This window comes from Bacillus sp. FSL R10-2780 (genome assembly GCF_038006125.1).
GTDB lineage: Bacteria > Bacillota > Bacilli > Bacillales > Bacillaceae_G > Bacillus_A > Bacillus_A cereus_U.
In genome coordinates, this window is the sequence record NZ_JBBOUQ010000001.1 from 3,275,993 (window position 1) to 3,296,195 (window position 20,203).

Consider the following 20,203-nt stretch of genomic DNA (forward strand, 5'->3'; position numbering starts at 1 on the left):
GATTACGAGTCACCTCCTGCTGAAAGTAACTCATTAATAATTTTTTTCACTTCATGTCTTTCGCCCGATAATACGAGCATATCGCCAGCTTCAATGATAGAATCTGGGCCTGGATTAAAGAATTTCTTCATATTCTTTTTCAAAATAGCAATGATTGTTACGTTATATGTTTTTCGAACGTGTAAGCTACCAATTGTTTTTTGTACCACTGGTGCGTTATTTTCTACTTTAAACCATTCAATTGATAATCCTTCAAAAGCCATCTCAATCGTGTCTAAAGCTTGTGGTCTATATACCATCCCGCCTAATATAGCCGCAATTTGTCTCGCCTCAGAATCGCGAAGAGAAATGCTTGAAATACTCTCATCATGATCCACATCGAAATGATACATTTCCCTTCGTCCATCATCGTGAATAACAATAACCATTTTTTCATTACCCTTTGTTATCACTTCAAATTTACATCCAATGCCCGGTAGTTCACTCTCTCTAATATTCATATTCCCGCCTCCTAAAATTTTTTAGTTACGGCTCTTCCCTTTTACAAATCTACATCAATCTCTGTTTTAAACTTTTCATCTTTTGATATCCCTAAATACTTTAACGTTTCTGACGGAGTCGCGTGATGAAAATGTTTTTGCAACAGTGCGATTGCTATGCCTCTTTTATATGCATGAAATCCAAATGTTTTTCTCATTGAGTTCGTTCCAATCTTACCAAGTATTCCGACCGCTTCAGCTGCACTATGGATAACACGATACGCTTGTTGGCGTGAGATTGAATTTGTTGTTTTATTAGATTGAAATACGTAGTTTTCTCTTTGAATATCAAAAGATTGTACGTACGCTAAAAGCGCCTCTTTTACTTTTGTATTTAAATAAATATCTTGTTTAAACTTTTCATCTTTCACAGGAAGAGAATAAAACTCTTTAACAGTTCCATCTTCATTTAATACATCTTCAAATTTAATACTCAGTAGTTCTGTAATTTTTAATCCAGTGTTAATCCCAATAACAAATAAAAGATAATCTCGCTGCGAGTGTTCTTTTAAATATTCTTTCATAGCCTGAATGTGCTCTATATTCTTTAATGCCTCTACAACTTCCATACATGTATTCTCCTCATCTTATGAACGGTAATTTTCTCATTATGTTGTCCATTTTACCTTATCATGCTATGAGATTTCCATGTATTATCCATTACCTTTTAATTTTTTTTACACTATACAATTGGAGCGATATACTTTAATACACCTAAAAATTCTGGATATTTATGATTTGGAAACTTACTATTGTAAAAATACGTTGCGGTTAGAAAAATAACGAGGGATAAAGATGAAAATAGTAAAACTTCTTTTGACCTTAGCGCTATGCCTATAACTTCAAATAAAGACCCATCTTCTTTCTGCAAGTTGGATTCCTCCTTTCTTTTCCGCTACTTTATACATTTAGTTTATGTTACTTAATTATATTGTATACTACAATTAAGTAACATATCAATGATTTTGTTATTTTTTCTGAAAATAACAAAAAATACCGAGCACCCTCTGCTCGGTATTTTTCGTTATTAATCTTCTTTCGGAAGAACAATTCCTTTATACAATTGAACTGTAATGAAGTAGTAAATCGCATAAATGACTACGAAAATTACAATTGGTATCCAAATACGGAAGTACGGATCAACTAAAATAAATCCGAAAATATTCATACCAACTAATACGTGGGCGATACCCACAATTGCCGGGAATAAGAATACTAAGAATAACTCTTTATAAATTGATTTTGTTAATAATTCACGGCGCACACCGATTTTACGAAGCATTTGATAGCGTGTAATATCTTTTGATGCACCAGAAAGAATTTTAAACATTAAGCAACTTGCCATCATCGCCAAGAAAGCAATTCCAAGGAAGAAGCCCATAAATACTGTTCCACTCGCAACACCATAGAACATATCGTAAGATTGATATTTGCTGTTCATTCTTTCAGCTGTTACATTTTTATATTTATCTAGCTGCAACTCGTCAAGTTTTTTCCATTCTTTTGTATATGTTAAAAAGTCATCTGTTTTTCCGATAAATGCTATACCTTCTTTACCATTTATCCCATCGTACGTTTTTTGATCTACAATCTTAATTGCATGATCTTCGTATATATAATATGGATGGATTGTACTAAAAGCATCTACCCATTCTTCTGAAAGTTCTTTAGCGTTCGCATCTTTTTCATTCATTTCTCTAGAAACTGCACCTACTGGTAGTTCCTCTGAAACTTTTTTCGTATTTACTAAATCCTTCATCGATTCCATATTTGCCATATCTTTTACTAAAGGACGATTGTTCTCTAAATCTTCTTTTACATAATAAACGTATTTATCATCAACTTTGTAACGATATTCATTTTTCTCTTTAAATGTAATACCATCTAAAATTTTCTTTTCTTCAGCTGTAGGGTTATGAACAACTGAATCATATATTACTAAACCATCTACCATTTTTATAACGTTATTTTTAAACGCCATACCACCTGAAATTGCACCAGCTCCAAGAGCAACTAACATCGCTACTGTCGCAAGAACCTTTGTTAAACTATTAATACGGAAATTTAATTGTGCAAAAGTAAAAGCGTTAAGCCCTTTTTCACTACGTTTTTTATTACTCTTTAACTTTTTAATAATGACCGGGAGAAGTGATCCAAATAGCATGTAAGTACCGGCTGTTGTTGTAATTAATGCAATTAGGATTCCCATTTCTCTTAGTTTTTCCATATAAATCATTGATGCATAGCCAATTCCTAATAAAATAACCGCAAGGAATGCAACTAAACCTGTCATTTTTCCTTTTACTGCAACACGTTCTGTTTGTGCATCTGCATGTACAAGTTGTAATACAGAAATACGAGATAATTTAATACTATTCATAATTGCCGATAATACAAATAGTGCAAAGAAGAATATGCAAGTAACAGTCATAGATGGTAGATAAAATGCTTTATAGCCTTCGCCAGCAAATTCCAATTGTTTCATTAATAACTGACCGATACCTTCTGCAAGTCCTACACCAACTGTAAGTCCAATCGCAAGAGACGCAGCACCTAATACAATCGTTTCAATAAACATAAGTAATGTAACTTTATGCTTTTTTGCTCCTAACATCATATACATACCAAACTCTTTTTGACGAAGAGATAATAAGAAAGAGTTCGCATATAAAATGTAGAAGAACGTTATAATTGCTAATAGAAATGAACCTGCTTGGAATACGAAGCCAATAGACTTAATGACAGAATTGGATTCAATAAACGCTTTATTCAGTGCTAACGTTTGAAACATATAAAAAATTGAAATAGACATAACAAGACCGACAAGTAAGACGATATAATCCTTTAGCTTACTTTTCAGCCCTGACATGGAAAGTTTAAATAACATGCCCTAGACCTCCTTTCTTACGCTTTTTGTGTGCCTAAGTCTGCAAGCACATCTAAAATTTCTTTATAAAACTCTTCACGCGTACCACCGCGGTGAATTTCTTTATATAGCTCACCATCTTGAATGAATAAAATACGCTGACAGTAACTTGCACTATATGGATCGTGAGTAACCATCATAATAGATACACCTTGTTCTTCATTTAAGTTTGTCATCGCATCAAGTAAACTTGCTGCATTTTTAGAATCAAGAGCTCCTGTTGGCTCGTCCCCTAAAATAATTGCAGGCTCATGCACTAAAGCGCGCGCTGCTGCTGAACGCTGTTTCTGTCCACCAGATACTTCAGATGGATACTTTTGAAGTATTGCTGAAATCCCTAACATATCTGCTACTTTTTCTACTTTCGGTCCAATATTACGTGATGAAACACCTTGAAGTGAAAGTGGAAGTGCAATGTTTTCATAAATAGATAAGTTCTCTAATAAGTTAAAATCTTGGAAGATGAACCCCAATTTTTGTGAACGGAAATCAGAAAGCTCACCTTGTTTCATTTTCGTAATGTCCGTACCTGCTATTTCCACAACGCCGCCCGTTGCTTTATCTAGTGTTGAAATTACATTTAATAATGTCGTTTTACCAGAACCAGAAGGTCCCATAATCCCAACAAATTCACCCTCTTGAATTGAGAATGAAACACCTTTTAATGCGTGTGATTGGTTCTCACCTTTTTTACCGTACACTTTTTGAACGTTTTTCACGTCTACAACTGGTTTCGTCATATATATCCTCCTACGCTTGTTTTTCCATTACCTATTCTGCGCCTTTTGGAGGGGAACTGCTATTTGTTAACATTACATTTACCTTACACTTTTGTAATAAAATAAAACCAGGTCATATTGCGACCTGGTTACTCTGATTGCTTTGATCTTTGAGGTTGTCCTTTTTTACTATTACGCTGTTTCACTTGAACAACAGGATCAAGCTCATTTGAAAACTCAGCGTTGTGTCCATTTTGCGTTTTTTGCTCTGGATTATTTTGATCTGAACGTTTCGCCATTACATTCACTCCTTATTAGTGCGGTGTAATAATCATTTGATGTTGCAATTGGCGAATTGCCATACGTGCTCTATTTAACTGCTCACGTTGCTCATCATTCGCATGTTGCTGCATCGTTTGTAAGTCGTTATATGCTTGTTCTAATTGCAACTGCGCATCTGAATACTCCATCGTATTGTAATGCTCTTGTCTCATGCCTTGGTCTAATTGTTCTTTCGCATATTCCACCGCTTCTTCCGCTTGTGTAATATACGATTCAAGTGATTGACGCTCTGCCATACTTGTCCCTCCTTGCTTCAATTCTCCTTTAGTGTGTCCCTTCCATATGAACCTTATGAGTATGTTATAATGGATTTTGTTTCATTTTGACTCGTCTTAGGAGGGAAAATAATGAAGGTTCAAAACCCTTTTCCATATACAAATGACAATAAACGTTATCATACATGGAATTACCACTTACGAAATGAATTTGGTGAAAAAATCTTTAAAGTTTCATTAGACGCCGGCTTTGATTGCCCAAACCGTGACGGCACAGTCGCTTACGGAGGCTGCACATTTTGTAGTGCCGCTGGATCTGGTGACTTTGCAGGTGATCGCCGCGATGATGTAATAACGCAATATCATGAAATGAAAGAAAAAATGCACGCAAAGTGGAAAGACGGAAAATGTATCGCTTATTTCCAGGCCTATACAAATACACATGCTCCACTTGAAGTGTTAAAAGAAAAATTCGAACCGCTTCTAACAGAAAAAGACGTTGTCGGTCTTTCTATTGCGACTCGTCCAGATTGCTTACCGGATGATGTTGTTGAATATTTAGCGGACTTAAATAAACGCACGTATCTTTGGGTTGAACTCGGACTTCAAACTGTTCATGAACGAACTGCAAATCTTATTAATCGTGCTCACGATTATCCATCTTATGTGGAAGGCGTAAATAAATTACGTAAGCACGGTATTAGAGTTTGCTCGCATATTATTAACGGTCTTCCCCTTGAAGATTACGACATGATGATGGAAACAACTCGTGAAGTTGCAAAGCTTGACATACAAGGAATTAAAATTCATTTACTTCATTTGTTAAAAGGAACGCCAATGGTGAAGCAATATGAAAAAGGACAACTAGAATTCTTATCTCTTGAAGATTACGTAAGTCTCGTTGTCGACCAACTTGAAATTATTCCAGAAGACGTAATTGTGCACCGCATCACAGGTGACGGTCCACCTGATTTAATGATCGGCCCAATGTGGAGCTTAAATAAATGGGAAGTATTAAATTCCATCGATGCAGAATTTGTACGCCGCGGAAGCTGGCAAGGAAAATATGCAAATGAGGAGAAACAAAAATGAAATTAGAACGTGTATTACCGTTTGCTCGCATGCTACTGCAAACGGCTGTTAAAGAAGGCGATTACGCAGTAGATGCAACACTTGGCAATGGACATGACACTTGCTTCCTAGCTGAAATCGTTGGAGATAACGGAAAAGTATTTGGATTCGATATTCAAAAAGAAGCGATCGAAAGCTCTACTATCCGACTAAAAGAAAAAGAACTTTTCGAACGTACTGTTTTAGTTCACGATAGTCACGACACACTTGTATCCGTATTACCAGAAGATGCAAAAGGAAAAGTAACAGGCGCAATCTTCAACTTAGGTTACCTTCCTGGCGGTGACAAACATATCGTCACAAAACCGAACTCAACAATCTCGGCGATTGAACAATTGCTAGAACTAATGGCACCTGAAGGTATCATCGTCCTTGTCATTTACCACGGACATCCAGAAGGACAAGTAGAACGTGACGCTGTTCTCAAATTTGCAGAAGAACTAGACCAAAAGCAAGCTCACGTTTTGCAATACGGCTTCATTAACCAGCAAAATAACCCGCCATTTATTGTGGCGATTGAGAAACGATAATATATCAACGATTTTGCCGATATATCGATTCTTCGACAAAACATAACAAAAAAAGACGTGCACTCACTGCACGTCTTTTTCTTATTCTCCTATATAATGGATGTATACACTATTTGAAGAAAGAAGGATAGAACTTTGCTAGTAAAACTAAGAGGAATTCAAAAGAAGTACGGCAAATCACTCATACTAGACAACATCGATTTATCCATTCCAGAAGGAGAAGCACTCGCTATTATTGGCGGTAATGGAACTGGAAAAAGCACTTTGCTCAAAATAATTGCAGGTTTTATTTCACCTACGGCAGGGACACTTCAAAGAAAAGAACATATACAAATCGGTTATGTACCTGAGCATTTTCCTGAAGGGATTCGTTTTACATTAGAGGATTATTTATATCATCTCGGCCACATTCATGGTTTATCAACAAAATACTTAAGAAATAAAATTCCGGTGCTCCTTGAATCTTTTCACTTACATCACGCAAGGCATTCCGTTGTACGAAACTTTTCAAAAGGTATGAAACAAAAAACAGGTATTATGCAAGCATTACTTACGGACGTCCATTTATTAATTTTAGATGAACCACTTTCTGGGCTCGACCCTAACTCTCAGCAAGAACTAGAGCATATTTTACTTTCATTAAAACAACAAGGTATATCTGTACTCTTCACATGTCACGAAAAACAACTACTAGAACACTTCGCCGATAGAATTGTGACGTTAGCTAATCATACAATTGCGGAAGATACCTCTGTGCAAAAATCAACAGAACAGGTCTATATTGAGGTAATCGTTCACGAAATATTTTCAGCAATAGAACTACAACAACAATCCGGATTTATACATGTTACACACAATTCAAATCAAAACCTCATTCAATTACAAATCGAAAAAGATTATACAAACGACATACTTCAGTTTTTATTACATAAAAAGGCATCCATCACACTGCTACAACCTAATTTTTAAATCGAAAGAAGGTTTATTATGTTTGCGCTTATTCGTTACCATTTTCTCGATTACACAAAATCGTATAAGTACATTCCTCCTATTGCGATGTACTGTATAAGCTTGCTTTTTGTATATACATATAAACCGACTCCTATTGTACCGACATATTTAGAAACCTCACTCGCACTTTATTTATTATCTGCCTGGATTACAATCACAATTTTTCATACTGAAGACCCTGTACAAGAACAAATCACTATTTCACACACAAATAATATTTCGGCATTATACGTTGGTAAATATATTACGGCTCTTCTCATTTGTACTGTGTTATCTTTTATATCCATAATCTATCCAATTATTTTGCAAATGTTTAATGAAAAAATGACAGCTTCTTTATTTCTAGTCGGATTTCTCGCTCACATGTCTTTCTCTATACTAGGAATTTCAATCGCAACATTATTTACTAGAAATATTATTCAAAAAGCAAGCACCGCTTGGCTTAGTCTTACATTTATATTACTTATGACGATTGCTTCAATCCGTTTTAAAACAGAGCTACTATGGTTTTTACCACCTGTCGAAAGCTTTTTAATGCTTGGGCAATACAAATATAATATACTTACTCACACCCTATGGCTCACAGCTTGGGCTATCGTATATTCATTTTTATTACTTACTTTATTTCTTTTTCTCATTCGCAAAAAACGTTTTTAATTACATATTAAAGGGGACGAAACAATGATCGGAATACTAGCAGGAATGGGACCAAAATCAACTGGACCATTCGTCGATACAGTTGTAGCAGGGTGCCAAACAATATACGGAGCAAAGCATGATATGGACTTTCCTCATATGATGATTTATTCGTGCCCAACGCCGTTTTATATGGATTGTCCTATTGATAATGCGGCGATGAAAAAAGCAATTATTGAAGGGGCACAAAAGCTTGAAAGTACTGGCGTAGACTTTATCGCTATGCCTTGCAATACGGCGCATCTTTATTTTGAAGAATTACAGCATTCTATTTCTATTCCAATTTTGAATATAGTCGTTGAGACGTTAAAAGAAATTCCTGGAACTGCAAAAAGAGTCGCTCTTCTTGCAACAGAAGCAACTGTTCAAGCTGGTATTTACCAAGACGGGATTGCACAACGTAATATAGAATACATTCATAATGAAAAATGGCAGGAAATGATTAATCAAATTATTACTTGTATTAAAGGCGGAGAAGTTGAAGAAGCTCACAAATTATGGAGTGCACTCGTTTTACAATTGAAAGATGAAGTAGATACCGCTATTATCGCATGTACCGATTTGAATGTAGTTGCAAATGAAGATTTTGTTGATTCCTCTCAGAGTCTTGCTGAGGCGGTTGTTAGGATGTATTTATCCAATACAAAGAGATCTTCATAAGCATAGAAAACATCCCTTTTGAAATATGTTTTATGTTTGATAAAAACCCTAAAAATTTTTAACTTTCTTCACAATTCTTTCAAAATATCCACACTTAATCTCGCTATATTAAATAAGTAGTTTATTCATATAGGGAAGGTTAGGGGAACTGAAGTATGAAACAAAATCGTTCGCTTCATTACATTTTTTGGAGGTGGCATTTTTACGCTGGGCTTTTTATTACACCACTTCTTATTACTTTATCACTTAGCGGTATTGGATATTTATTTCGTGAGGAAGTTGAAGATTTCATCTATAAAGATTTATATTTTGGGAAGAGCGCCCAAACAGAATCTATTTCGATGTCTGATTCTATTTCATTAACAGAGAAAAAATATCCACATTATAGTGTGGCGAAAATTAGTGAGTTTAATGGGGATTATAATACGAGACTTACAATCGCAAATGAATATACAGGAACGCAAAAATACGTTTATTTAGATAGCAATAATCAAATTGTCGGAGATCAAAACGCAAGTGAAACGTTTGCCAATATAATGCGGGAACTACATAGTTCTCTTTTAGTTGGTGGCACTGTCGTCAATTATATTGTAGAACTTGCGGCGTGCTGGACAATCTTTTTGATTATAACTGGGTTGTATATGAGTATACGCCAATTCAAAAACACACCATCATCCAATAAGCGAGAAAAAGCAAAACGATGTCATTCTATTATCGGTATTATATTTACAATTCCTCTCGTTCTGTTAGTCGCAACTGGATTGCCGTGGTCTGGATTTATGGGTAACCAAATTTATAAAATTGCATCGTCGAATGAAGCGCTCGGATATCCAAAATTGTATATGGCACCTCCTGAATCAAAGGTAAAAGAGTTGCCATGGGCAACAAGAAAAGAAGCTCCTCCTGAATCTAATTCAAATGAGCCAAAAGCCATTTCAGTTGATGAATTACAAAAAGGGGTTGAAATAAAGAAGCCATATGTTATCTCTCTACCGACTGATCCGAAAGGTGTATTCACTGTTTCGAAATCAAGTGGTTCTGGTATTACAGGCATGCACGTGGCACCAAATGAAGAGATAACAGCTTACTTTGATCAATATAGCGGAAAACTTATTTCAAAAACGGACTATCGTGATTATGGATTATTTGCACAATGGTTCACTTACGGTATCCCGCTTCACGAAGGACATTTATTCGGATGGCCAAATAAAATATTATGCTTACTAACGACATTATCTTTATTACTTCTCATTTATTACGGAGTAAAAATGTGGTTAGCAAGAAAACCGAAAGGCAAATTAGCAGCACCACCAAAGCAAAAAGATAAGAAAAGCATATTCGTTTTCTTTATCATGATGGTTATACTAGGCACTGTAATGCCTTTATTCGGAATATCTGTTTTAGTTATTTTCGCAATTGAACTTCTCATATACGTATTTTCAAAAATACGATCATAATAAAGTGAAACTTTAATCAGTGGGGGTTTTGTCCATCTCCCACTGATTATTAGTTGAACCAATCGGGCTTTTACGGGCAGTTGATCTCCCACCTAACTCCTTCGTATTCGCCGAATTTTGAGGTGGGAGTCTTACTGCCCGTTAATGCGGGATAAAAAGAAAACCACTCCATATGAGTGGTTTTCTTCATCACTGCGCCATTTTCTTTCGGTACATCTTCCCGTTCCAGTAGAAGAATCGTGAAGTGAGACCTCCGTATTTCACAATGCGCCGTGCCATTTTGTGCATATTCTTTTGCGCTGATACCTTTTGGTCTGATAAATAAATACCAAGTAATCCTCGGCTTATGAGACGATGAAACTTCGCATGAGGCAAATCACCAATGCTCTTCTCTGCTTCTTCTACAAAATGTTTCATGCGATCTAATATAGCTTGCTCGTTTTCGTAATAACTACAGAAATTCAAATCCCCGCCTATACGATCTTCTTCTTGATCAATGAAATAATCAAGTAAAATGTGAAGTCCTTGTACGTAAGGAAAATATCCTTGTCTAATTTTCTCAATATCCTCATCATGTAATTCATCATGGAATGCATATGCCACAAGACAAAAGATTCCTAAAGTTGATCCTGCACAAGCCGAAAATTCAAACCAGCTCATCGGCGGCAAGTTTTCTTTATGAGCTTCAAACCATGTTTTTAGACGCGGTTCTCTTTCTTCTAACTTCACATGTTTATGAATTTGCAAATCACAATAATAACAAGCAAGCTCATGAAGAATTGGAGCAATTTTATCATAATGCTTCGTTTTCTTTAAAACATCCTGACACGTTTCAACGAGCTCATCTAAATAACCACCATCATCTTGATCATCACGATAACGATAATAATTACCGCCTCCTTCAACTTCAGGACTTAATGCCATTACCATCGACTCATGAAGAGCCGCAAAGTCTTTCGGATCAAGTGATGTACTACGGTCACATAAATTATCCAAATAGTCGCTAATCGTTTGATATGCTACGATAAAACGAATACATTCCTCTCGATGTTCATTTGCTAGCAGCGCTAAAATGCCACCGCCCTCGCAATGAAACGTTTTATTCTCAATACTTGCGATTGCCTGACTATGAAGCTCATCATTCGGAATATGGTAGGCACGCTCTTTCCACATCGCTAGCTCATGGTGTACAACCGGAAACACATCACGGTATACTTTCGCCATGAGCGTTATGGGATTACTCGGTACGTTCACTTCTTCCTTCATCTCCTCTGTTAAATGTACAAATAATGATTTATTTGTTTGTTTTTACTATATTATTGATATGAATTTCAGTAAATGACTGAATATAATTCAAAATTTCATCACGCTCATACTCATTTAATAACTCATGATAACAATTAGGCCATTCTTTATATGCCTTATCACTAATTTTAACATTATCAAACCACATGCGGACACGTGTTTTATCTACAAGTTTATCCTCACACGCCTGCATTAGCAAGAGTGGAACATCTGGAAAATCATCTATTTTCTCATGAGCAATCTCGATAGACTTAATCAATTCACTATACCAACGTACTGATACTTTGCGCAAGAACAATGAATCATTCTCCATCGCATCCCTCACTTCATGGTTACGAGTTGACATTTCTACAGTGAGATTTGTTGCAAATTGCAATTTTGGAGCAACGACATTTAATATTTTTGAAGCAGCACGAAGCGGAGCGGAAGGTGAAGCTAATACGCCTAAACAAGGCGAGCTTAGTACCATCCCATCTATATCCTCTCTTTTCGTTTCTTGCATCATACGAATAACAATAAGTCCTCCCATACTATGACCAAATAAAAAAATAGGCAACCTATATTTTCTTGCTTCTTTCACCCATAACTTTATTTCCTCTATGTATTCATCAAATGAATCGATATGTCCTCTATTTCTTGAAGTTGTTCCGTGTGCTGGAAGATCCCCCATAACGACGTGATAACCGCTATGATTCCACATTTCTGCAACTCCTTCATAACGCCCGTGATATTCCATAGCACCATGTACGATAATAATGACGGCTTTCGCTTCTTCCGCTTCATAGTTCCACATACGAAACTCCTCCATTTCACTCTTTTTCATAATTTGATACACTAAAACTAGTCTCTAGGAAAGGAAGGCTTTACATGATATATCCTTACAAAGAAAAAAATCCGAAAATTGCGAGTAGTGCTTTTATCGCTGACTACGTTACCATTACAGGCGATGTGACAATTGGCGAGGAATCAAGTATTTGGTTTAATACAGTCATCCGCGGTGATGTATCACCAACGATAATTGGAAATAGAGTAAATGTACAAGATCAATGTACACTTCACCAAAGCCCCCAGTATCCTCTTATTTTAGAAGATGACGTTACCGTTGGGCATCAAGTTATTTTACATAGCTGTCATATTAAAAAAGATGCTTTAGTTGGAATGGGCTCTATCATATTAGATGGCGCCGAAATTGGCGAAGGAGCTTTCATCGGTGCTGGTAGTCTCGTTTCACAAGGAAAGAAAATCCCTCCTAATACGTTAGCTTTCGGTCGTCCTGCGAAGGTCATTCGCGAATTAACAGAAGAGGACCGTAAAGATATGGAACGTATTCGCACACAATACGTTGAAAAAGGACAATATTATAAATCGTTACAAAAGTGATTTTATCGCTGCCAGTCTTATGGCAGCTTTTTTTATGAAAAAAGCTAACTTTTTCTTTACAAAACATTATTATTCCCTCAATAAAATCTTATTAAAATAGAAGTTAATAACTCCATATATATGTAAATGAGGGAGGAAAAATCTCATGAAGGTCAGTGGACTATATAAAATAGAATGTTACATTTTCAAAGGAATTAATCGCTACTTTGATCAAAAAACATTAAACATCTTTTTCAGCAATATTACCCATATCGGTGGTGCAAGTTTTTCCATTGCACTTACCCTATTCTTTTTAATTTTCGCAACAGGGAATTTGCATCAAGCTGCAATTGCAACTGCTATTTCTTTAACAATTAGCCATATTCCTGTGCAAATATTAAAAAGATGGTATCCACGAAAACGCCCTTATTTAACAATTCAAGATGCGAAATATCCAGTACAGCCTTTAAAAGATCATTCTTTTCCATCCGGACATACAACGGCTGTTTTCTCTGTCCTCATTCCATTTATTTGTTATAATCCAAACTTGCTTGCTTTTCTATTACCGTTAGCATTATGCGTCGGTATTTCCCGTATTTATTTAGGGCTTCATTATCCGTCAGATGTATTTGTAGGCATGTGCCTTGGCACTTGCTCTGGCATCATCTCTTTTTATCAACTCATTCCACTCATGTAAAGGAGCGATATGATGAGAGTCGCCATATTTACCGATACATTTACACCACAAGTCAACGGTGTGGCGAAAACTTTGGAACGTTTAACTAAATATTTTCAAAAAGAAAATATCGCCTATTCTGTTTTCGCCCCTCAGCATACGGCAGAAGATAATTTCGTAGCGAATGTGAACAAAATGAGAAGTATCCCGTTAACAATATTATATCCAGAATGTCGCTTTGCCTTTCCTACTCCGCGCATTAAACGGGAACTTCTTGCATTTAAACCTGATATCATTCACATTGCTACGCCTTTCAATATGGGACTTTGTGGGTTGTATTACGCAAAAAAATTGAACATCCCAGTCGTTGGTTCTTATCATACTGATTTTGACGCCTATTTACACTATTACAAAATTGAGTTTCTCTCCAGTATGTTATGGAACTATTTAAAGTGGTTTCATAGTCATATGCAAAAAAACTTTGTTCCTTCCCCTGAAACATTACATCAATTAAAGAAAAAAGGATTTCAACAGCTCTATATTTGGGGACGTGGTGTAGATTGTACTCTCTTTCATCCAACTTACAATAAAGACCTATTCCGAAAAAAATATAATATTACAGCGAAATATATTCTTTCCTACGTCGGACGCCTTGCTCCTGAAAAAGATATCGACACTCTTCAAACACTTATTCAAACGACAAACAAAGAACGTGACGATATTCATTGGCTCATCGCTGGAGATGGTCCTCTCGCAAAGGGCCTGCATGAAAATGTTCCAAAAACAAATGTAACCTTTACTGGATATTTACAAGGCACGAATTTAGCTGAAGTCTACGCTTCCTCCGATCTAATGGTATTTCCATCTACTACTGAAACATTTGGGAACGTCGTACTGGAATCACTCGCATGTGGTACACCTGTTATTGGTGCGAATAGTGGTGGGGTTAAAAATATCATTAAAGATGAAAAAACTGGATTTCTATGTGAACCCAAAAATGAGGACTCATTTTTATCATCTATTTATGAATTGTTAAATAATGAAGAAATGCGTAAACAAATGAGCCAAGATGCTCACTCTTATGCTGCTACAAAAAGCTGGGATGAAATTTCCAGTGATTTACTCATGCATTATGATGATGTTATTCAAAGTCGAAAAGCGGAAATGCTAGCTTAAACTCAGCTTATGTACCATCAATTTACAAGTGAAACTCCTATATTGTACAAAATATAGGAAAAGAGGTCATACTTCATAGTATGACCTCTCTTTATCTTGCACTTTTATTTAGCAGTTCAGTTGTTACATAGATATAATGAATAAAATTTGAACTTATTTTTCTTCCCCTTTTGTCTGAGCCGCATCGAATGTCCAGTTCAATTTCAATGTATCTCCTTGGAATACGTTTTGCTCTTCTCCATTATCTACAAATATGAATTTCACATAGAAAGTGTCATCCTTGCCTGGAGCAAGTCCGTTTCCTTCCCAGTTTACAACACCTTTTTGTACAAGATCAGGAATGTTACCATCAGCAGTAGCCTGTTTCAATTCAGACAAAGTAGTTTCCCATACAGGAACTGTGTTCTTGTCTATGTTCCATAAGAACTCCACTTTGATGTGATCACCGAAATCAGCATCTCCGTTATCACCTTTTGCATCTGTTACAGTGTAATCAGTAAGAAGATGAACGTCCTTAATTTTCAAAGTGCCGTTATTGATCAAGTGGAAATCGCGCTCCACTTGGTCACCTGGTTTGATGTTGTCAACATCGATGATAACTTGCGGGTCAATATTCAAATCTAAAGTACCAGCCGCAAACGTATTTTCTGATACTTCTTTATCACTGAAGTATGCAAACGTTCCGCCTCCAATTAAAGATAAACCAAGAACTGCAGATGCAACACCCATACCCAGCTTTTTCTTAAGATTCATTTTAATAATCCCCCTATTTTTATAATATCTACACTATTAAACAGCTGATAAGTCCTTATGAGGTAGAAACGAATTGTTTCCTTATCCGATGTTTTTTAGGTTTACCTCTAAGATAGCCAATGAATTCTTAATAACGAACTCCTCGTTTTATTTAAGAGCGACTATCGATATTTACAGAAGATGATATTTCTCCCTCTTTTATCAGCAGCCGCTCCTAAGACACCTTCTTTTTATCCCGCTATTTGTGGGCAGTAAAACTCCCACCTCAAAATTCGGCTGGAGCAAAGAAGTTAGGTGGAAGCCCTGCTGCCCGTAAACGCCCGATTGGTGAAGGCTAATAATCAGTGGGGGATGAACAAAACCCCCACTGATTATAGTTTCACTTTATTTCTTCGGTTCTAGACCGATCTGACGTAGGAAATCTGCCAGACCTTTTTTACCGATTGTTTCTTTTGGCTTAACAACTTCTGGAACGCCAACTTCTTTTTGTAAGAAGTTTTTCTCAATGAAGCGGACATCTGTCTCGTCTACGACACCGTCTTGATTGATGTCCTGCGGCAAGATAGATGCATCCTTCTTACCGTATACATCTACTACACTTTGCATATCGCGAATATCAATCAATCTGTCACCATTTACGTCCCCTGCAAGACCTTTAGCACCTAATGTAACATGTTGCCCGCGCATCTCACCATTTACAGAATATCCAGGAATGAATTTCTTCATCGATTTGAGATGTCCCGGAATATCGAAAACAACTGTGTATGCTTCAGTAGAAGCTGGGATACCATGAATGGTGAAGAATCCTTTATTATCAATTGTTCCCTGATATTTTTTACCTTTTGGTGACATCGCATATACTTGGGCACCGATTTTTGTATAATCCGCTTTTCTCAAGTACTGAGAGCCCTCAGACCCAATCAAAAATGCTTCCGGTTTGATGGAACCCTGCACTCTCGAATGCGTTGGAATGATATTAAAGTTTTCTGTTTTGAGATAAGGAATGGCAGTAGCTGCTGTTTGTCCAGCTTTCATATAAGACGCCTGTTTTACATTAAATCCGATAACATTATCGAAATATGCATCACTTACTAATTTGAACGTGACATCAAGGAAAGGCATATCTCCATCCATACCACTGAATGCATTCCCTTTCATAGATGCGCCGACCTTCACTGTATTAGTGTGAGTTCCTTCTGTCACGACAGGTTCTTGCAGCGATACTTCCAAGCCCTTGTCCTTCGCGTACTCGTTTACCGCATTGTTCAGTTTCACATTCTCAAACTTAAACAAATCTTTGATGAACTCGGCCTGGAATTCTCCAGATACAAGCTGCTTCACATTATTGAGACTCAGTGTCATCGTAACGTTATCGCCGACTTTCACATCTTTCTTATCGTAACTAGAAGTCGTATATTCCGTACCTTCTTTTACAAAGACATAGTTTTGTTTACCCATTGCCGTTGCCATATCAAACGTAGTCAAAGTTAAATGTAAAGGTTTTTTTGCAATATCACTTTCCTCAATTCCGAATTTTACATCTCCATTCGCTTGGATCGGGAAGTACCCATTTATGAATGGAGAGTTTGCAGAGTAACCCATGCTGTTGGATGATTGGTCATAGTTTAAGCCTTTTGATTGTAATACGTCCACTGTCTCATCCTTAGCCGTTCCATGTAACCATACTGCTTTTTGTCCATCCTCTTCCGTAAACATGGAGTCATTAATCTCGATCACTCCTGGTTTTTTATCCATATTTACTTCCGGTGCTGTATTGTCCACAATAAGCGGATTGTCTACAACATATGATTTCCCTTCCTCATCATGTGCAATCATTTCCAGTATATAATCGCCTACCGGAAGCTTCACAGGAAGATCGCCAATCGGCTTGGAAGGATCATTTGTAAATGGATAGACAGTACCGCTGAATACTCCTAGAAGAAAAGTTTCTACGTCTGTCGGCAATTTACTGATGTTCGCTGTTCCTATAAAACCTACAGCTTTCCCTGTTTTACTGTCCTTAACAAGCACATCGATTGTTTTCATTGGGCTATTCAACTTCATTATTCCGTGGACCATAGGGTTTAAATATTGCCAGAAAGGTGTTGTATTTGTTACGGATGGTGAAGTCGTTTTTATATATTCAAATCCCTTTTCCGTCACCATGACAGCGAATGGGATTTGATATGTTTCGGCCGGATTGTTCGCATTCGTCACATGGATATACCCTTCATATCTGCCTTTCGCTGCGCTAGCAGGAATCGTGATTTTCGGCTCCATCTCCTGTGATTGTCCACTTGCTACTGTAATAGAGCCTGGTACCTCAACTTTTACACCGTTCTTCGCTGCATCTTGAATACCTGTACGTTCGCCGTGATACTCCACTTCTAATTTAAAGGATTTTTCTTCCTTGCTGTGGTTTTGGACATTTACTTTTTTGCTCGCTTCAATCGGTTTATCCCCTTGCTTAACATGTCTGCCAAACACGATGGATCCTGTTTGTTCGTCAATTTCGACAACGTTTCCGTTCTCGACATTTTGTGTTTTGTCTAATACTTTAATGGATGTGTCCGTATGAACGGCTTGATACGCATCGATGCGCCCTGCGCCTACTTCGTATACGGAATTCTGACCATTCAAATCATCGGATGTATTCATAAGAGCCGCTTTTACATCGAAAGGAGTGTATTCTGGATGCTCCTGCAAAATCAATGCTGCTGTACCCGCTACGTGAGGGGTAGCCATAGAAGTACCAGACAAGCGTACATATGCATTGCCGTAATTTATACCGTCCTGCGGATCATTGATGTATTCCGGTGCAGTAGAGAAAACCGACACACCAGGAGCGACTACATCCGGCTTAATATCATAATTTCCGTTTACCGGCCCACGGGAGCTGAAATCAGCTAAGTGATCACCTTCCGTTTTTGTATTGCCCAGCGTCTCGAATTTGAAAGATACTTCACCTAGCGCCTTTAACCGTTCTCCATCCGCTTTTGACAGACGGAAAGATGGAATAAGACCTACCCCCTCACCTAAGTAGGCGGATATTTGTCCGTCAGCATTGTTATACACGATAACAGCTTTCGCTCCGGCTTTTTTAGCATTTTTGATTTTTTCATCAAACGTAATTTCCCCGCGTTGAATCAGCGCAATTTTCCCGCTCAAATCTTTTCCAGTAAAATCAGCTTCTTTACCAAGTCCCGCAAATACAATCGGTAAGGTTTGCCCTTGTAGATCTTCTAACTTATCAGGGAAATCTTTACCTAATAGCTGCATATTTTCAAATTTTTCATTGGATGCACTCCCGCTGAATGTAGGAATAGACATAGAAACATCACTTGCTCCTACCGAAATGCCAAGAGCTGCCGTTCCCGGGGAACCGAGAGTTTTTTCGTTCGGTCCGGCGTTACCTGCGGCAACAACTGTTACCACACCTGAAAGCATAGCGTTATTTGTCGCAACAGAAGTAGCATATAAAGGATCGTTAGTCTGCGCACCAAGTGACATATTGATAACATCCATACCATCTGTAATCGCTTTATCTATTCCAGCAAGAATTCCTGCTGTATTACCTCCGCCCCAAGGACCTAATACTCTATAAGCATATAAATCTACATCAGGTGCTACACCTTTCACAGCATAATCTGCATTGTTTTTCTTTTGAGCTGCAATCGTTCCTGCTACATGTGTACCATGGTTTGTATAATATACATAACCAGGAGATGTTGGCTTACCAGCTTTTATCCAGTCCTCGTATGTCGTTTCCATCGGATCTGCATCATTGTCTACAAAATCATATCCGCCTTTATAAGCACCCTTTAAGTCAGGGTGATTATAGTCAACACCTGTATCAAGAACGCCGACTTTAATCTCTTTACCTGTAATGTTTTCTGCATGAAGCTTGTCCACGCCAATTTGTGGAATGCTGTCCGCCATTTTCGGATCGATTGTTTCTTTTGCTTCTACCGGAGGTTCCACTTTTACCTCGTAATCTTTAAAGACACGTTTTACTACTCCAGATTGGATCAGCTCCTGCACAGCCACACCAGGTATCGTCATCGCTACACCGTTGATTGCATTCTTATATTCACGTGTGATTTTCACTTTTTCCGTATCGTACGTACCGGCATCCTTCTTCGATTTTAAGGATTCGACATGTTGTTTGAACACTTTATGCTCTTCATCCACTTTTGCTTGCGCAGTAGTAGCAGCTATTTTCTTCCCTTTCGCCGCTTGTTTCATCACTTCAATTTTTGCTGGAGCTTGATTGAATTCCACGATAACGTTAACTAATTCAGGACTATTAGAATCAATATCAGGTGAAATCGTAAAATTAGGACTTACATCTAGCTGTTCCAACACTTTTCTTTGTTCTGGAGACAGATTCATTAGTACCTGTTCCGCATTATCAACTGGCTTCAGTTCAACCGCGCTTTCTGCCAATACATTATACGGAATACCTTGTGACACTAGCATACCAGCAACTAACGTTCCTGTAAGAACCCTCCCAAATTTCCCTCTCTTCATACAAGTTCCCCCATCTAAATTTATTTGTATTTGTAGTCATTGCATAACATAAATTTCCGAAGCTATTAGGCTACGACTCTACTTTCTTATCTTATTAAATTTAAACTTTTCTGAAAATTATCAAAAAGTAATATTTTTTTAGTTATTAGTTCTATACCGTATAGTACAAAAGAACTAC

20 protein-coding genes are annotated in these 20,203 nt (G+C 37.2%); 9 read left to right on the plus strand and 11 right to left on the minus strand.

The genetic code is table 11. The features are described from left to right. Positions 1 to 2 precede the first annotated feature (2 nt). From NSQ47_RS17105 to NSQ47_RS17135, 7 genes are all read right to left on the minus strand, one after another. Positions 3 to 500: a cation:proton antiporter regulatory subunit gene (locus NSQ47_RS17105; RefSeq protein WP_016106408.1), complete on the minus strand. Its 498-nt coding sequence runs from the start codon at positions 498 to 500 to the stop codon at positions 3 to 5. Positions 501 to 541: 41 nt separating this feature from the next. Next, on the minus strand, positions 542 to 1,108 hold the full coding sequence (locus tag NSQ47_RS17110) for a tyrosine-type recombinase/integrase (protein ID WP_002160158.1): 567 nt from the start codon (positions 1,106 to 1,108) through the stop codon (positions 542 to 544). A 113-nt stretch (positions 1,109 to 1,221) separates the two neighbouring features. Then, positions 1,222 to 1,410, minus strand: a complete 189-nt coding sequence (locus NSQ47_RS17115; RefSeq protein ID WP_002123196.1) for a hypothetical protein — start codon at positions 1,408 to 1,410, stop codon at positions 1,222 to 1,224. A 156-nt stretch (positions 1,411 to 1,566) separates the two neighbouring features. Then, positions 1,567 to 3,426: an FtsX-like permease family protein gene (locus NSQ47_RS17120; protein WP_204208850.1), complete on the minus strand. Its 1,860-nt coding sequence runs from the start codon at positions 3,424 to 3,426 to the stop codon at positions 1,567 to 1,569. Between the two features lie 17 nt (positions 3,427 to 3,443). Next, the gene (locus NSQ47_RS17125; RefSeq protein ID WP_016106411.1) at positions 3,444 to 4,205 is read right to left on the minus strand and encodes an ABC transporter ATP-binding protein; all 762 of its coding nucleotides are present in this window, start codon (positions 4,203 to 4,205) and stop codon (positions 3,444 to 3,446) included. A 128-nt stretch (positions 4,206 to 4,333) separates the two neighbouring features. Beyond that, on the minus strand, positions 4,334 to 4,483 hold the full coding sequence (locus NSQ47_RS17130; RefSeq protein ID WP_001129345.1) for a hypothetical protein: 150 nt from the start codon (positions 4,481 to 4,483) through the stop codon (positions 4,334 to 4,336). A gap of 15 nt (positions 4,484 to 4,498) precedes the next feature. Next, entirely contained in the window at positions 4,499 to 4,762 is a 264-nt protein-coding gene (locus NSQ47_RS17135) for a YtzC family protein (protein WP_002112394.1), read from the minus strand. 111 nt (positions 4,763 to 4,873) lie between these two features. Between NSQ47_RS17135 and NSQ47_RS17140 the strand changes: the two genes are divergently transcribed. The 6 genes from NSQ47_RS17140 (at position 4,874) to NSQ47_RS17165 (ending at position 10,226) form a co-directional block, all read left to right on the plus strand. Next, positions 4,874 to 5,833 (plus strand): TIGR01212 family radical SAM protein, encoded by a 960-nt coding sequence (locus tag NSQ47_RS17140; protein ID WP_016106412.1) that lies wholly within the window; start codon positions 4,874 to 4,876, stop codon positions 5,831 to 5,833. After that, positions 5,830 to 6,402 carry a class I SAM-dependent methyltransferase gene (locus NSQ47_RS17145; RefSeq protein WP_016106413.1) on the plus strand — a complete coding sequence of 191 codons (573 nt, stop codon included), beginning with the start codon at positions 5,830 to 5,832 and terminating at the stop codon, positions 6,400 to 6,402. The genes NSQ47_RS17140 and NSQ47_RS17145 overlap by 4 nt, the downstream gene beginning before the upstream one ends. A 135-nt stretch (positions 6,403 to 6,537) precedes the next feature. Next, entirely contained in the window at positions 6,538 to 7,371 is an 834-nt protein-coding gene (locus NSQ47_RS17150) for an ABC transporter ATP-binding protein (RefSeq protein ID WP_341037475.1), read from the plus strand. 18 nt (positions 7,372 to 7,389) lie between these two features. Further along, entirely contained in the window at positions 7,390 to 8,070 is a 681-nt protein-coding gene (locus tag NSQ47_RS17155; protein ID WP_341037476.1) for an ABC transporter permease, read from the plus strand. A 24-nt stretch (positions 8,071 to 8,094) separates the two neighbouring features. After that, positions 8,095 to 8,769: an aspartate/glutamate racemase family protein gene (locus NSQ47_RS17160; protein ID WP_341037478.1), complete on the plus strand. Its 675-nt coding sequence runs from the start codon at positions 8,095 to 8,097 to the stop codon at positions 8,767 to 8,769. A gap of 155 nt (positions 8,770 to 8,924) precedes the next feature. Beyond that, positions 8,925 to 10,226 carry a PepSY-associated TM helix domain-containing protein gene (locus NSQ47_RS17165; protein ID WP_341037479.1) on the plus strand — a complete coding sequence of 434 codons (1,302 nt, stop codon included), beginning with the start codon at positions 8,925 to 8,927 and terminating at the stop codon, positions 10,224 to 10,226. A gap of 189 nt (positions 10,227 to 10,415) precedes the next feature. On the opposite strand, the gene NSQ47_RS17170 is transcribed toward NSQ47_RS17165, so the two are convergent. Continuing rightward, positions 10,416 to 11,480, minus strand: a complete 1,065-nt coding sequence (locus tag NSQ47_RS17170) for a tetraprenyl-beta-curcumene synthase family protein (protein WP_002199075.1) — start codon at positions 11,478 to 11,480, stop codon at positions 10,416 to 10,418. A gap of 40 nt (positions 11,481 to 11,520) precedes the next feature. Beyond that, positions 11,521 to 12,324 (minus strand): alpha/beta hydrolase, encoded by an 804-nt coding sequence (locus NSQ47_RS17175; RefSeq protein ID WP_204208847.1) that lies wholly within the window; start codon positions 12,322 to 12,324, stop codon positions 11,521 to 11,523. Positions 12,325 to 12,398: 74 nt separating this feature from the next. Here NSQ47_RS17175 and NSQ47_RS17180 point away from each other — a divergent pair, with 74 nt between their 5' ends. The 3 genes from NSQ47_RS17180 (at position 12,399) to NSQ47_RS17190 (ending at position 14,742) form a co-directional block, all read left to right on the plus strand. Next, entirely contained in the window at positions 12,399 to 12,911 is a 513-nt protein-coding gene (locus NSQ47_RS17180; protein ID WP_105585966.1) for a gamma carbonic anhydrase, read from the plus strand. A gap of 145 nt (positions 12,912 to 13,056) precedes the next feature. After that, positions 13,057 to 13,587 (plus strand): phosphatase PAP2 family protein, encoded by a 531-nt coding sequence (locus NSQ47_RS17185; protein ID WP_002167520.1) that lies wholly within the window; start codon positions 13,057 to 13,059, stop codon positions 13,585 to 13,587. Between the two features lie 12 nt (positions 13,588 to 13,599). Next, on the plus strand, positions 13,600 to 14,742 hold the full coding sequence (locus NSQ47_RS17190; RefSeq protein WP_204208845.1) for a glycosyltransferase family 4 protein: 1,143 nt from the start codon (positions 13,600 to 13,602) through the stop codon (positions 14,740 to 14,742). Between the two features lie 153 nt (positions 14,743 to 14,895). Here NSQ47_RS17190 and NSQ47_RS17195 read toward each other — a convergent pair whose 3' ends face one another. Both NSQ47_RS17195 and NSQ47_RS17200 read right to left on the minus strand, forming a co-directional pair. Beyond that, a complete protein-coding gene (locus NSQ47_RS17195; protein ID WP_335468991.1) occupies positions 14,896 to 15,495 on the minus strand; it encodes a TasA family protein in 600 nt (199 codons plus the stop codon). 384 nt (positions 15,496 to 15,879) lie between these two features. Then, positions 15,880 to 20,025 carry a S8 family serine peptidase gene (locus NSQ47_RS17200; RefSeq protein WP_341037484.1) on the minus strand — a complete coding sequence of 1,382 codons (4,146 nt, stop codon included), beginning with the start codon at positions 20,023 to 20,025 and terminating at the stop codon, positions 15,880 to 15,882. Positions 20,026 to 20,203: the final 178 nt, after the last annotated feature.